General features: G+C 71.2%; 7 protein-coding genes. All 7 read left to right on the top strand.

Annotation, left to right across the window (positions count from 1 at the left end; genetic code table 11):
* Positions 1-85: 85 nt before the first annotated feature.
* Positions 86-8,857, top strand: coding sequence for a glycoside hydrolase family 94 protein (locus JR064_RS20805; RefSeq protein WP_425510321.1), 8,772 nt, complete (start codon positions 86-88; stop codon positions 8,855-8,857).
* A 35-nt stretch (positions 8,858-8,892) separates the two neighbouring features.
* Entirely contained in the window at positions 8,893-9,078 is a 186-nt protein-coding gene (locus JR064_RS20810; protein ID WP_241093206.1) for a hypothetical protein, read from the top strand.
* Positions 9,079-9,264: 186 nt separating this feature from the next.
* Positions 9,265-10,428: a zinc-dependent alcohol dehydrogenase gene (locus JR064_RS20815; protein ID WP_206230999.1), complete on the top strand. Its 1,164-nt coding sequence runs from the start codon at positions 9,265-9,267 to the stop codon at positions 10,426-10,428.
* A gap of 223 nt (positions 10,429-10,651) precedes the next feature.
* Complete coding sequence (locus JR064_RS20820) at positions 10,652-11,632, top strand: acyl-CoA dehydrogenase family protein (protein ID WP_241093207.1); 981 nt, start codon at positions 10,652-10,654, stop codon at positions 11,630-11,632.
* The gene (locus JR064_RS20825) at positions 11,620-12,381 is read left to right on the top strand and encodes a PIG-L deacetylase family protein (RefSeq protein WP_206231000.1); all 762 of its coding nucleotides are present in this window, start codon (positions 11,620-11,622) and stop codon (positions 12,379-12,381) included. Before JR064_RS20820 ends, JR064_RS20825 begins: the two co-directional genes overlap by 13 nt.
* Positions 12,378-12,974 carry a methyltransferase gene (locus JR064_RS20830; protein WP_206231001.1) on the top strand — a complete coding sequence of 199 codons (597 nt, stop codon included), beginning with the start codon at positions 12,378-12,380 and terminating at the stop codon, positions 12,972-12,974. The genes JR064_RS20825 and JR064_RS20830 overlap by 4 nt, the downstream gene beginning before the upstream one ends.
* Positions 12,971-13,669: a glycosyltransferase family 2 protein gene (locus JR064_RS20835; RefSeq protein ID WP_179570748.1), complete on the top strand. Its 699-nt coding sequence runs from the start codon at positions 12,971-12,973 to the stop codon at positions 13,667-13,669. Before JR064_RS20830 ends, JR064_RS20835 begins: the two co-directional genes overlap by 4 nt.
* The last annotated feature ends 957 nt before the right edge of the window (positions 13,670-14,626 follow it).

Here is a 14,626-nt window from a genome sequence, read left to right on the forward strand (position 1 = left end):
ACCGCGCTGTCCGCATTCACGCCTGGCGCTGCCGGCGCCTGTTAAGCATGAAGCCAAGCGGGCTCTTCGGCCCCTCTGGATCATCATGGCGTCCCCCTGGCGTGCGTTGCGTAGACGGCTGCTTCCTTATCGGCGCGGCCTCTCCGGCGTGCGCGCGATGTTCCTGCAGCATGGCCGCATGCGGCCGCCGACCGAGGAGCCGCTGCGCGCGCAACTGCTCAGCGCCGAACAGATGGCCGCGCACGGCGAAGCCCTGGCGCGTAGTCACCGGGTGCGCGGCGGACGCAGCCCCGAGGTGTTGCTGGCGCGGCTGAAACAGAACGAGGACGTGTTGCGCGACGCCTTGGCGATGCTCGCGGCGATGGTCCGCGACGACATCCGCGTCACGCCGGCCGGCGAGTGGCTGCTGGACAACTTCTACCTGGTCGAAGAACAGATCCTGATCGCGCGGCGCCATCTGCCCGCCGGCTACAGCCGCCAGCTGCCGGCGTTGGCGCAGGGCGCGTCGGCCGGGTTGCCGCGCGTCTATGCGTTGTCGATGGACGCGATCGCCCACGGCGACGGCCGTATCGATGCCGACATGGCCAGCCGCTTCATCGCCGCCTACCAGACGGTGACGCCGCTGAAGCTGGGCGAGCTGTGGGCGATTCCGATCATGCTGCGCCTGGGCCTGCTGGAAAACCTGCGCCGGGTCGCGGCGCGGGTGATGCGCGACGGCATCGACCACCGCCTGGCCAGCGACTGGGCCGACCGGCTCAATACCGCCGCCGTGCAGGACCCCAAGAGCGTGGTGCTGGTGGTCGCGGACATGGCGCGCTCGCAGCCGCCGCTGTCCGGCGCGTTCGTGGCCGAACTGGTGCGCGGGCTGCACGGGCGCGGCGGGGTGCTGGCGATGCCGGTGACCTGGGTCGAGCAGTGGCTGGCCGACGGCGGCCAGCGCATCGACCAGATGGTGCATGCGGAGAGCCAGCAGCAGGCGGCCGACCAGGTCTCGATCAGCAACAGCATCGCCAGCCTGCGTCTGCTGGCGACGCTGGACTGGCGCGAGTTCGTCGAGGAGCTGAGCGCGGTCGAAGCGCACCTGCGCCGCGATCCGCACGGCACCTACGCGCAGATGGACTTCCAGACCCGCGACAGCTACCGGCACAGCGTCGAACTGCTGGCACGGCGCAGCGGCGCCAGCGAGGACGCGGTGGCCGAGTGCGTGCTGCAGCTGGCGCAGGCGGCGGCCGTGGACGACCGGCGCCATGTCGGCTACTACCTGGTCGACGATGGCCAGCGCGACCTGCCGGCGGCGATCGCCGCGTTGCCGCGCGCACGTCGGCGGCCGCACGTGGCGCGGCGCACGCTGCCGCTGCCGGCGTACCTGCTGCCGATCGCGGCCATCGCCGCCTTCGGCAGCTGGACATTGCTGGCCCAGCTGCATGCGCTGGCCACCGTGCCGGTATGGCTATGGGCGACGACCGCGCTGCTGGGCGTGCTGGTGTTCAGCGAACTGGGCGTGGCGTTGGTCAACTGGGCGGCGACGCTGCTGGTGGCGCCGCGCACGCTGCCGCGGATGGACTTTTCCAAGGGCATTCCGGCGGGCGCGCGCACCCTGGTGGTGGTGCCGAGCATGCTCAGCGACGCGGCCACGATCGACGAACTGGCCGAAGCGCTGGAAGTGCGGTTCCTGGCCAATCGCGATGTGCAGCTGCATTTCGCGTTGCTGACCGATTTCCTGGACGCCGCGCAGGCGACGCTGCCCGGCGACGCGGCGCTGCTCGACCATGCCGCGCAGCACATCGCGCGGCTCAACCAGCGCTATGCGCCGGAACGCGGCGACCGCTTCTTCCTGCTGCACCGCCCGCGCCTGTGGAGCGCCGGCGAGCGCGCCTGGATCGGCCACGAGCGCAAGCGCGGCAAGCTGGCGGCGCTGAACCGGCTGTTGCGCGGCGGCGCGGCCGATGCCGATTTCAGCGCGGCGATCGGCGCGACCGCGCTGCTGGCGCAGGTGCGCTACGTGATCACCCTGGACGCGGACACGCGGCTGCCGCGCGACGCGGCGCGCGAGTTCGTCGCGACCCTGGCGCATCCGCTGAACCGCGCGCGCATCGATCCGGCGCTGGGCCGGGTGACCCGCGGCTACGGCATCCTGCAGCCGAGCGTGGGCAGCAGCATGAGCGGCCATCGCATCACCCGCTACGCGCGCCTGTTCGGCAGCGAACCGGGCATCGACCCGTATACGCGCACCGTGTCCGACGTGTACCAGGACCTGTTCGGCGAAGGCTCGTTCGTCGGCAAGGGCATCTACGACGTGGATGCGTTCGAGCAGGCGCTCGACGGCCGCCTGCCCGACAACCGCATCCTCAGCCACGACCTGCTGGAAGGCTGCTATGCGCGTGCCGGCCTGGTCAGCGATGTACGCCTGTTCGAGGACTACCCGGCGCGCTATGCGGCCGACGTGAAGCGCCGCGCGCGCTGGATCCGCGGCGACTGGCAGCTGTTGCCGTGGCTGTTGCCGTGGGTGCCCGACGCCGCCGGCCGTTACCGGCGCAATCCGCTCTCGGCGCTGTCGCGCGGCAAGCTGCTGGACAACCTGCGCCGCAGCCTGGTGCCGATCGCCGCCACCGCGTTGCTGGCGACCGGTTGGCTGTGGCTGCCGCGGCCGGCGGCGTGGACCGCCTGGCTGCTGGGCCTGTTCGTGCTGCCGATCGTGGTGCCGGCGCTGCATGACATCGTCGCCAAGCCGGTGGACATGGCCTGGCGCATGCACCTGGGCACGCTGGGCAAGGCCTGGGCGACGCAGCTGCAGCGCGCACTGGTGGCGCTGGCGTGCCTGCCCTACGAGGCCGGCTACGCGGCGTCGGCGATCGTGCGCACGCTGTGGCGCATGCTGGTCAGCCGGCGCCGCCTGCTGCAATGGCATGCATCCGGCGACGTGGCGCGCAGCCTCGGTCGCGGCAATGCGGCGGAGCTGGGCGGGATGGCGCCGGCGGCGCTGTGCGCGCTGGCGCTGCTGGCCGTGCTGGCCTGGCGGCAGCCGCATGCGCTGTGGGTCGCCGCGCCGATCGTGGCGCTGTGGATCGTCGCGCCGGCCGTGATGGCGTGGATGGGTCATGCCGCCGCGCCGCGCCGCGCGCAGCTGGCGCCGCCGCAGCGCGCCTTCCTCGGCCGGCTGTCGCGCCGCACCTGGGCGTTCTTCGAAGTGCACGTGCGCGCGCAGGACCATTGGCTGCCGCCGGACAACGTGCAGGAACATCCGCAACTGGTGGTGGCGCGGCGCACCTCGCCGACCAATATCGGCCTGGCCCTGCTCGGCAATCTGGCCGCCTACGACCTGGGCTACCTGCAGCCGGGCGGGGTGATCGAGCGCACCCGGCTGACCCTGGCGACGATGGAGACGCTGCCGCGTCATCGCGGCCATTTCTACAACTGGTACGACACCGAGACCCTGTTGCCGCTGCCGCCGGCCTATCTGTCGACGGTGGACAGCGGCAACCTGGCCGGGCATCTGCTGACCCTGCGCCAGGGGCTGCTGGCGCTGTGCGATGCGCCACTGCTGGCCACGGCCACCTTCGACGGGCTGGCCGACACGTTCGGCGTGCTGCGCGAGGCTGCGCACGACAATCCAGCCGCAGCGGCGGTGCCGCAGGCGGTGCTGCACGACGTCGATCAGCGCCTGCAGGCGCTGTGCGCGGCCCCGCCGCAGACGCTGCCGCAGACCTGGCACGCACTGGCTGCGCTGGCCGTGCAGGCGGCCGCGATCGCCGAGCGCTGGCCGCCGCCGGCCGCCGCTACGGAGCAGTCCGCCGACGCGTTGGCGCCGCACTGGCCGCAGGTCCTGCTGGACGCGTGCAACGCGGCGCAGCAGGAACTGCACGAATTCGCGCCGTGGGCGACGGCGCCGGATCGCGACGACGCGTGCCTGCCGGTGACCGAGGCGGCGTTGCCGTCGCTGCGCGCGCTGGCCGCGCAGACCTGCAACGCCGAGGCCGCCGAGCGCGCCCGCGCGCGCATCCACCAGCTCGAGCGCCTGGCGCATATCGCCGGGCAACTGTCGCTGATGGAATACGGCTTCCTCTACGATCCGGCGCGGCGCCTGCTGGCGATCGGCTACAACGTCGACGAGCGGCGCCTGGACCAGGGCTACTACGATCTGCTGGCGTCGGAGGCGCGGCTGTGCAGCTTCGTCGCCATCGCCCAGGGCCAGCTGCCGCAGGAAAGCTGGTTCGCGCTCGGGCGCCAGCTCACCGAGGTCGACGGCGAAGCGACGCTGCTGTCGTGGAGCGGCTCGATGTTCGAATACCTGATGCCGCAGCTGGTGATGCCCAGCTATGCCGACACCTTGCTCGACCAGACCGCCGTGCATGCGGTCAACGCGCAGATCGCGCACGGCGCGCGGAACGCGGTGCCGTGGGGCGTCTCCGAATCCGGCTACAACGCGGTCGATGCGCGGATGAACTACCAGTACCGCGCGTTCGGCGTGCCCGGGCTGGGCCTCAAACGCGGGCTCGGCGACGATCTGGTGATCGCCCCATACGCCAGCATGATGGCACTGATGGTGGCCCCGGAAGCGGCCTGCGCCAACCTGCAGCGGCTTTCCGAGTCCGGTTTCGGCGGCCGTTTCGGCCTGCACGAGGCGATCGACTACACCCCCAGCCGGGTGCCGCCCGGGCAGGACCATGCGCTGATCCGTTCGTACATGGCGCATCACCAGGGCATGGGCCTGCTGGCGCTGGACCATCTGCTGCGCGAGCAGCCGATGCAGAAGCGTTTCGCCGCCGATGCCGAGTTCCAGGCCACCTTGCTGTTGCTGCAGGAACGGATCCCGCGGGTGGGCGTGTTCCATCCGCAGGAGGCCGACGGCGCCGCACGCAGCCCCCAGGACGCGCGCGAGGACGAGACCCAGCTGCGCGTGTTCCGCGATCCGAGCGCGCCGCGGCCGGCGGTGCAACTGCTCTCCAACGGCCGCTACCACGGCCTGCTGACCAGCGCCGGCGGCGGCTACAGCCGCATGCGCGACATGGCCATCACCCGCTGGCGCGAGGACGCCACCCGCGACCATTGGGGCAGCTTCTGCTACCTGCGCGACGTGGACAGCGGCGACTACTGGTCGGCCGCCTACCAGCCCACCGCCGTGGCGGTGGACCACTACGAGGCGATCTTCTCCGATGCCAAGGCCGAGTTCCGCGGCCGCAAGCGCGGCTTCGACACGCACCTGGAAGTGGCGATCTCCGCCGAGGACGACATCGAGCTGCGCCGCCTGCGGGTCAGCAACCGTTCGCGGCAGCCGCGCACCATCGAGATCACCACCTATGCCGAAGTGGTGCTGGCGCCGGCCATCGCCGACGAACTGCACCCGGCCTTCAGCAACCTGTTCGTGCAGACCGAGATCGCCCGCGACACGCAGGCGCTGCTGTGCACGCGGCGCACCCGCGCGCACGACGAGGTGGCGCCGTGGATGTTCCATCTGGTGGCGGTACACGATGCGCACATCGGCGCGATTTCCTACGAGACCGACCGCGCGCGCTTCCTCGGCCGCGGCAATACGGCGCGCACCCCGCGCGCGCTGAGCCGGGATGCGGCGCTGTCCGACACCGCCGGTTCGGTGCTCGACCCGGTGGTCGCGATCCGCTGCCGGATCGAGCTGGCGCCGGAGCAGACCGCGATGATCGACATGGTCTACGGCGTCGGTGGCGACCGCGCCGCGTGCATGGCGCTGATCGACAAGTACCGCGACCGGCGCCTGGCCGACCGCGTGTTCGACCTGGCCTGGACCCACAGCCAGGTGGTGCGCCGCCAGATCAACGCCTCGCAGGCCGACGCGCAGCTGTACGAGCGCCTGGCCGGGCTGATGGTGTACGTGAACCCGGCGCTGCGCGCCGACAGCGAACTGCTGCTGCAGAACCGGCGCGGCCAGTCCGGGCTGTGGGGCCATGCGATCTCCGGCGACCTGCCGATCGCGCTGCTGCAGATCGGCGATGCCGACAACATCGAACTGGTGCGGCAGATGGTGCAGGCGCATGCGTACTGGCGGCTCAAGGGCCTGCATGCGGACCTGGTGATCTGGAACGAGAGCCAGAGCGGCTACCGGCAACAGCTGCAGGAACAGATCCTGGGCATGGTCGCGGCCGATCCGGACGCCAGCGTGCTGGAGCGCCCCGGCGGCATCTTCGTGCGCCCGGTGCAGAACATCTCGCAGGAGGACCGCATCCTGCTGCAGGTGGTGGCGCGGGTCATCGTCAGCGACCAGCGCGGCACGCTCGCCGCGCAGATCGGCCGGCACCTGCCGCCGCCGCGCGGCATGCCGGAACTGGTGCCGTTGCCGGCCGCCGCGCTGGCCGAGGCGCAGGAGCACGCACAGGCGCTGGCGCCGTTCGCGGCCGCCAGCGGCGACCCGCACGAGGATCCGTGGCCGTTCGCGCCGGCGCAGGGCGAGGTGCTGTTCGACAACGGCACCGGCGCCTTCGCCGCCGACGGCCGCGAATACCTGGTGGCGCTGCGCGAGGGCGCGCCGACGCCGGCACCGTGGTCCAACGTGCTGGCCAATGCGCAGCTGGGCACGGTGCTCAGCGAAAGCGCCGCCGGCTACACCTGGTTCGAGAACGCGCACGAGTTCCGCCTGTCGCCCTGGCACAACGACCCGGTCGCCGACACCTGCGGCGAAGCGTTCTACCTGCGCGACGAAGACAGCGGCCGGGTGTGGTCGCCGCAAGCGCTGCCGCGCCGCGGCGAGGGCGACTACCGTACCCGCCACGGCTTCGGCTACAGCGTCTACGAGCATGTGCAGGACGGCATCGCCAGCGAGCTGTGGGTGTACGTGGCGCTGCACGAAGCGGTGAAGTTCTCGGTGCTGAAGCTGCGCAACCTGTCCGGACGCAGCCGGCGCCTGTCGGCGACCGGCTATGTGGAATGGGTGCTGGGCGACCTGCGGATGAAATCGCAGATGCACGTGGTCAGCGAGCAGGACGGCACGCACGGCGCACTGCTGGCCTGCAATCCGTACAACGCCGAGTTCGCCGCGCGCACCGCGTTCTTCGACGTGGATGCGGCCGCGCGCAGTTGCACCGGCGACCGCAACGAATTCCTCGGCCGCAACGGCGACATGGCCCACCCGCAGGCGCTGCGCCGCGAACGCCTGTCCGGGCGCCTCGGCGCCGGGCTGGATCCGTGCGCGGCGATCCAGGTGCCGCTGACCCTGGCCGCCGGCGCCGAGTGCGAGACCGTGTTCCGGCTCGGGGCCGGCAAGGACCGCGATGCCGCGGTGGACCTGGCGCGGCGCATGCGCGGCCGCGACGCCGCGCACGACGCGCTGGATGCGGTGCGCATCCATTGGCGCCAGCTGCTCGGCGGGCTGCAGGTGAAGACGCCCGATCCCAGCGTGGACCTGCTGGTCAACGGCTGGCTGCCGTACCAGACCCTGGCCTGCCGCTACCTGGCGCGCAGCGGCTATTACCAGTCCGGTGGCGCGTTCGGTTTCCGCGACCAGCTGCAGGACATGATGGCGCTGGTCCACGCCACCCCGGAACTGGCGCGCGAGCACCTGATGGCCAGCGCCGCGCACCAGTTCCCGCAGGGCGACGTGCTGCACTGGTGGCATCCGCCGCAGGACCGCGGCGTGCGCACGCGCTGTTCGGACGACTACCTGTGGCTGCCGCTGGCGGCGTGCCGCTACCTGCAGGTCACCGGCGACCGCGGCGTGCTCGACGAAGAAGTGCGCTACATCGAAGGCCGCGCCGTCGGCGCCGACGAGGAGTCGTACTACGACCTGCCGGCGCCGTCGAGCCAGCGTGCGCCGCTGTATGCGCACTGCGTGCAGGCGTTGCGCCGCGGCATGGCCCTGCTCGGCGAGCGCGGCCTGCCGCTGATCGGCACCGGCGACTGGAACGACGGCATGAACCGGGTGGGCGAGGGCGGCAAGGGCGAGAGCGTGTGGCTGGGCTTCTTCCTGTACCACGTGCTGCAGCAGTTCGCGGCGCTGGCGCGCAGCCGCGAGGATGCGGCCTTCGCCGACGAGTGCGATGCGGCGGCGCATGCGCTGCGCGGCAATCTCGAGGCGCATGCCTGGGATGGCGGCTGGTACCGGCGCGCGTGGTTCGACGACGGCACTGCGCTGGGTTCGGCGCAAAACGCCGAATGCCGCATCGATTCGATCTCGCAGAGCTGGTCGGTGCTGTCCGGCGCGGCCGAACCGGCGCGCGCGCGGCAGGCGATGGCCGCGCTGGACCGGCATCTGGTCAAGCGCGACGCCGGCCTGATCCAGCTGCTGGAGCCGCCGTTCGACCGCATCGAGCACGATCCCGGTTACATCCGCGGCTACGTGCCGGGCGTGCGCGAGAACGGCGGGCAGTACACGCATGCGGCGGTGTGGGCGGCGATGGCCTTCGCCCGGCTCGGCGACGGCGAACGCGCCTGGGAACTGGCGCGGATGATCAACCCGATCCAGCACAGCCTGGATGCGGCGGCCAACGAGCGCTACAAGGTCGAACCCTACGTGCTCGCCGCCGACGTCTACGGCGTGGCGCCGCACGTGGGCCGCGGCGGCTGGACCTGGTACACCGGCTCGGCCGGGTGGATGTACCGGCTGCTGGTCGAATCGCTGCTCGGCCTGCAGCGCGAAGGCGACTGCCTGCAGCTGCGGCCATGCCTGCCGGCCGATTGGGAGCGCTGCGAACTGCAGTATCGCCATGGCGGCAGCACGTACCACATCGAACTGCTGCAGCACGCAGCGGAGCAGGCAGGCGATGCCACCGATCCTGCCGACAGCGCCGGCCTGTTCGTGGACGGCGTGCGCCAGCGCGATGGGCGCATCGCGCTGGCCGACGACGGCAAGGCGCATCGCGTGCAATGGCGGCAGCCGCGCGCGCCGGCATGAACACGCGTGCGCAAACGCAGGCGGCGTTGGCGCATATGGCGGCGATGCTGCCCGAATGGACCGCGCATCTGCGCCATCCGGACGAGTTCTGGCCGCAATTCAGCGCGCTCGCGCAGGAGCTGCTGGATGCGGCGGACCCGGACGATCGCGTGCAGGCACGCCAGGCACTGGCGGCGATGCTCGCCGAACACGCGATCGATACGCGGCTGCTGCCGCACTGAGTCGCGTTGTCGCTCGGTGAGCGCACGCCATCGTGCGGATCGCCCGGTAATCGGTGGCAGCCCTCAGCGCCGCGGCGTATGGCGCTGCGCCGATCCCGCCACACTGGCCTCACGGCATGGTCACCCTGGTTGCACGTCGCCTGCGGCAACACTGCGCTCCACGCCGTCGCAAGAGGACACCATCCGATGCAAGCTCTCACCTATCACGGCACCAAGGACGTGCGCGTGGAAACCGTTCCCGATCCGGTCCTGGTCGATGCCGACGACATCGTGCTGCGGGTCACCGCCACCGCGATCTGCGGCTCGGACCTGCACCTGTACCGCGGCAAGATTCCCGACCTGCACAGCGGCGACGTGCTCGGCCACGAGTTCATGGGCGTGGTCGAAGACGTGGGCCCCGGGGTGACGCGGGTGAAGAAGGGCGACCGCGTGGTGATCCCGTTCGTGATCGCCTGCGGCGAGTGCTTCCACTGCCGCCTGACCGAATACGCCGCCTGCGAGACCACCAATACCGGCAAGGGCGCCGCGCTGAACCAGAAAGGCATCCGCCCGCCGGCGGCGCTGTTCGGCTACAGCCATCTGTACGGCGGCGTCGCCGGCGGCCAGGCCGAATACGTGCGCGTGCCCAAGGCCAACGTCGGCCCGCTGGTGGTGCCGGACGCGCTGCACGACGAGCAGGTGCTGTTCCTGTCCGACATCCTGCCCACCGGCTACCAGGCTGCGCTCAATGCAGGGGTAGGGCAGGGCAGCACGGTGGCGATCTTCGGTGCCGGTCCTGTCGGGCTGATGACCGCCGCCTGCTGCCGCATGCTCGGCGCCGAGCGCATCTTCATGGTCGATCGCTATCAGTACCGGCTGGATTTCGCGCAGAAGACCTATGGCGTGATTCCGCTCAATTTCGAGGAGATCGACGATCCGGCCGACATCATCGTCGGCCAGACCGACGGCCGCGGCGTGGATGCCAGCATCGATGCGGTCGGCTTCGAGGCCAAGGGCAGCACCGTGGAAACGGTGATGGCCACGCTGAAGCTGGAAGGCAGCAGCGGCACCGCGTTGCGCCAGTGCATCGCCGCCACGCGCCGCGGCGGCACGGTCAGCGTGCCCGGCGTGTACGCCGGTTTCATCCATGGCTTCCTGTTCGGCGACGCCTTCGACAAGGGCCTGACCTTCAAGATGGGCCAGACCCACGTGCAGCGTTTCCTGCCGGAGCTGCTGGAGCATATCGGCGAAGGCCGGCTCAAGCCGAACGAGATCATCACCCATCGGATGGGCCTGGCGCAGGCCGCCGACGGCTATGCGATCTTCGACAAGAAGGAACAGGACTGCCGCAAGGTGATCCTGACGCCGTAACGCGACGCGTCGCTCCGCCGCCGTCGCGCTCCATCGAGTCGGCGGCGGCGGAGGCCAGCGGCGCCGTGCATGAACTCTTTATCGATGTGCACGCCGCCGCGCGGCGTGCACACGCTGCGTGGGCGCCGCGCCTGTTGTGATCGCGGCAACGCCTTCACCGCGCCTATCGCGCACCGCGTCGCGGCCATCGCCGTGCCATTGCCGAATTTCCAGAGAGACGTCCTTGACCGAACTGCTTTCCCCTGCCGCCCTGGGCGACGCCTGCGATCTGCGCAGTGCCGCCTTGCGCGTGCTCGAACGCTATCCGCAGCTGCCGCTGCCCGGCGCCGGCGACACCCTGGACCGCTGGCGGATCCTGGCCGGGATCGCCGCGACCGACGTGTGCCTGGCCAAGGTGCTGGAGGCGCATTACGACGCGCAGGCGATCCTGGCCGAGCTGGGCGCCGCACCGCCCGCGCCTGGGCAACTGTTCGCGGTGTGGGCCGCCGAAGCGCCGGATGCGCGTCTGGCCTATCGCATTGATGCCGGGCGTGGCGAAGTGCACGGCCGCAAGGCCTGGTGCTCCGGTGCCGGCCTGGTCGATTGCGCGCTGCTCACCGCGCACGACCAGGACCGCCAGCAACTGGCGCAGGTGCAACTGCGCCAGCCGGGCATCGCCATCGATACGCAGGCCTGGGCCGCGGTCGGCATGGCGCGCGTGGTCAGCGGGCCGGTGACGTTCGATGCGGTGCCGGCCAGCGCGATCGGTGCGCCGGGCGAGTATCTGACGCGTCCGGGGTTCTGGCATGGTGGCGCCGGCATCGCCGCTTGCTGGTTCGGCGCGGCGGCCGCGGTGGCCGAGCGCCTGCGCGCGCATCCCAAGCTGCAGCGCGATGCGCATGCGGCGATGCACCTGGGCGCGATCGACCAGCAGCTCGGCGCGGCGCGCGCGCTGTTGCGCGAACTGGCCGCAGAGATCGACGCGGCGCCCGAGCACGATCACCGGCACGCGGTGGTCCGCTTGCGTTCGTTCGTGGAGCGGGCGGCCAGCGACGTGCTCGATCGCGTCGGCCGCGCGCTGGGCCCGGCGCCGCTGTGCAGCGATCGCGAACACGCCATGCGCTGCGCCGACTTGGCGGTGTTCGTGCGCCAGAGCCATGCCGAACACGATTGGGCGGCGCTGGGCCAGGCGCTGGCCGAACAGGTGCAGCCATGGCGGCTGTGAGCGCGGCGCAGATCCACGGCGACGGCACGCCCGAGTCGGCGTGGCAGCGCTCGCCGTGGCTGGCGGGCTTGCCGCAGCGCCGGATCGAAGACCTGCTCGCCGGCGCACGCCGGCTGGTGGTGGTGTCGCCGCATCCGGACGACGAAGCGCTGGGCTGCGGCGGCGCGGTCGCCTGTGCGCGGCGGCTGCGCATGCCGGTGTGCCTGATCGCGGTGACCGATGGCGAAGCCTGCTATCCGGACGATCCGTACTGGACGCCGCAGCGCCTGCGCGACGTGCGCCGCGCCGAACTGGCCGCCGCCGCGCAGTGCCTGGGCCTGGACGCCGATGCGATCTGTCACCTGCGCATCGCCGACGGCCAGGTCGGCCAGCGCGAATTCGTGGTCGCCGAACAGATCCACGCGCACTTGCACGCCGGCGATCTGGTGCTGACGACGTGGCGCCACGACGGCCATCCCGACCACGAAGCCGCCGCGCGCGCGGTGCGGCGCGCCGTCGCCGCTTGCGATGCGCGCATGGCCGAATTCCCGGTCTGGGCCTGGCACTGGATGGACGCCGGCGCGCCGCAGCAGGCGCTGTCTGGCGCGGTCCGCTACGTGCTGGACGATGCCGACTGGCAAGCCAAGCAACAGGCGCTGCGGTGCTTCGCCTCGCAGCTGGGCACCGCGCAACCGGCGGTGCCGGCGCCGATCCTGCCGCCGCAGGTGCTGGAACGTTTCGCGCGCCGCTTCGAGGTCTTTGTCGCATGAGCGCGGTGCAGCAGTATTTCGGCGACATCTACCGCGACGACGACCCGTTCGGCTATCGCGAACGCTGGTACGAGGCGCGCAAGCGCGCGCTGTTGCTGGCCAGCCTGCCGCGCGCACGCTTCGCGCGCGCCTGGGAATTGGGCTGCTCCAATGGCGAACTGACCGCGGCGCTGGCGCCGCGCTGCGAGGCGCTGTTGGCCACCGACCTGTCCGAGCGTGCGGCGGCCCTGGCCGCACAGCGCAATGCGGATTTTGCGCACGTGCGCGTGCAGCAGGCCGAGCATCCGCGCAGCTGGCCGCCGGGCCGTTTCGACCTGATCGTGTTCAGCGAGGTCGGCTATTACCTGCCGTTGCCGCTGCTGCAGGACTGCATCCAGCGCCTGCGCGCCTCGTTGACCGAGCAGGGCGTGCTGGTCGCCTGCCATTGGCTGCATCCGTTCGCACAGGCGTGCATGGACGGACGCGCCGTGCACGCCTGCCTGGCGCAGACCCTGCAGTTGCCGCGCCTGCTGCATTACGAGGACGACGACGTGCTGCTTGAGGCCTGGAGCGCCACTCCATATTCGGTTGCGGCCGCGGAGCGGCTGCGGTGATCGCGGTCCTGATTCCGGCACACGACGAGGAACGGCTGATCGGCGCCTGCCTGCGCTCGGTGGCGACGGCGGCGCAATGCGCCGGCCTGCGCGGCGAGGCGGTGCAGGTGTTCGTCGCCCTGGACCGTTGCAGCGACGGCACCGCCGGGATCGTCGCCGCGCACGGCGCGCAGGCCATCGTGCTGCAGTCCGGCAATGTCGGCAGCGCGCGCGCGGCCGCCGCCGAGGCCGCGCTGGCCGCCGGCGCGCGCTGGCTGGCCTGTACCGACGCCGACTCGGTGGTGCCGGCGAACTGGCTGTCGGCGCAGCTGGACTGCGCCAGCGACGCGTTCTGCGGCATCGTCACGGTCGGCGACTGGGACGACTACGACAGCGCGATGCGCGACGCCTACCGCGCCGGCGAATGCCGCCGCGACGACCACCCGCACGTGCATGGCGCCAACCTGGGGCTCAGCGCCGACCTGTACCGGCGCTGCGGTGGCTTCCTGCCGCTGGCCGCGCACGAGGACGTGGCCCTGGTCGAGGCGATGGTGCGCGCGGATGCGCGGATCGCACGCCGCGCGCAGCCGGTGGTGGTCACCAGCGCCCGACGCGTGGCGCGCGCGCGCGGCGGCTTCAGCGATTACCTGAAGCAAATGGAGCGCAGCCTGGCCGAATCGCTGCTGCCCACGCCCGGTGGCGACGTGCTGGCTTGAGCCGAGGTGCATAGCCCCTCTCCCGTCGGGAGAGGGGTTGGGGTGAGGGTCCGGCGCGAAGCGACTCGCGGAGCTTGGGCGCACGAGGCTGCGCCCGTACTCTCATCCGCCCCTTCGGGGCACCTTCCCCCGAAAAGGGGGCCATGGTCCCGAGGGGAGAAGGGAGCAGCCTTAGCCCCTCTCCCGTCGGGAGAGGGGTTGGGGTGAGGGTACGGCGCGAAGCGACTCGCTGAGTTTGGGTACACGAGGCTTCGCCCGTACCCTCATCCGCCCCTTCGGGGCACCTTCTCCCGAGGGGAGAAGGGAGCGGCCGTAGCCCCTCTCCCCCCGGGAGAGGGGTTGGGGTGAGGGTCCGGCGCGAAGCGACTCGCGGAGTTTGGGCGCACGAGGCTTCGCGCGAACCCTCATCCGCCCCTGCGGGGCACCTTCTCCCGGTGGGAGAAGGGAACAGCGGCGGAGCATAGCCAGATCCGCCCCCATGTCCGTCTCATGACGGGGACCACCAACGGCCTGCACAGCGCACCACCACCTCCAGGGCAACGCGCATTCAGCCAGGAACGCGGAACCGCGCCCGCAGCGGACAGGCCTCGGGATAAGTTTTGTCTCGGGTTTGTTGCGGGACAGCAGCCGGCCCGGGCGTGGTTCCGTGTTTGTCAATAGGCGCCAAGTGGTTTCTTTTGTTTTTCAATCACTTGCTTCATGGCCTCCGCTGCGCCGGCGAGCGCGAGGTTGTCCACAAGGGGTGTGGATGACTTCTGCATAAGGGTGTGGATAAGCCCATCGCGGCCACGTGCCACAAGACTGTCAAGAGACATGGCGAAAAATTAGACAGGCCGATGTGCGGCGCCCGGCGTCGTCCCGATTTCGGATGCCGGCAACGCCGTTCGTCGGCTCCGGAGAGGACGGGGCCGGACCGCCGCTACGGCCATGACACCGATGGGGGGGCGGGTGTCGGGG

The sequence above is a fragment of the Xanthomonas bonasiae genome (assembly GCF_017163705.1).
Classification (GTDB): Bacteria; Pseudomonadota; Gammaproteobacteria; order Xanthomonadales; family Xanthomonadaceae; genus Xanthomonas_A; species Xanthomonas_A bonasiae.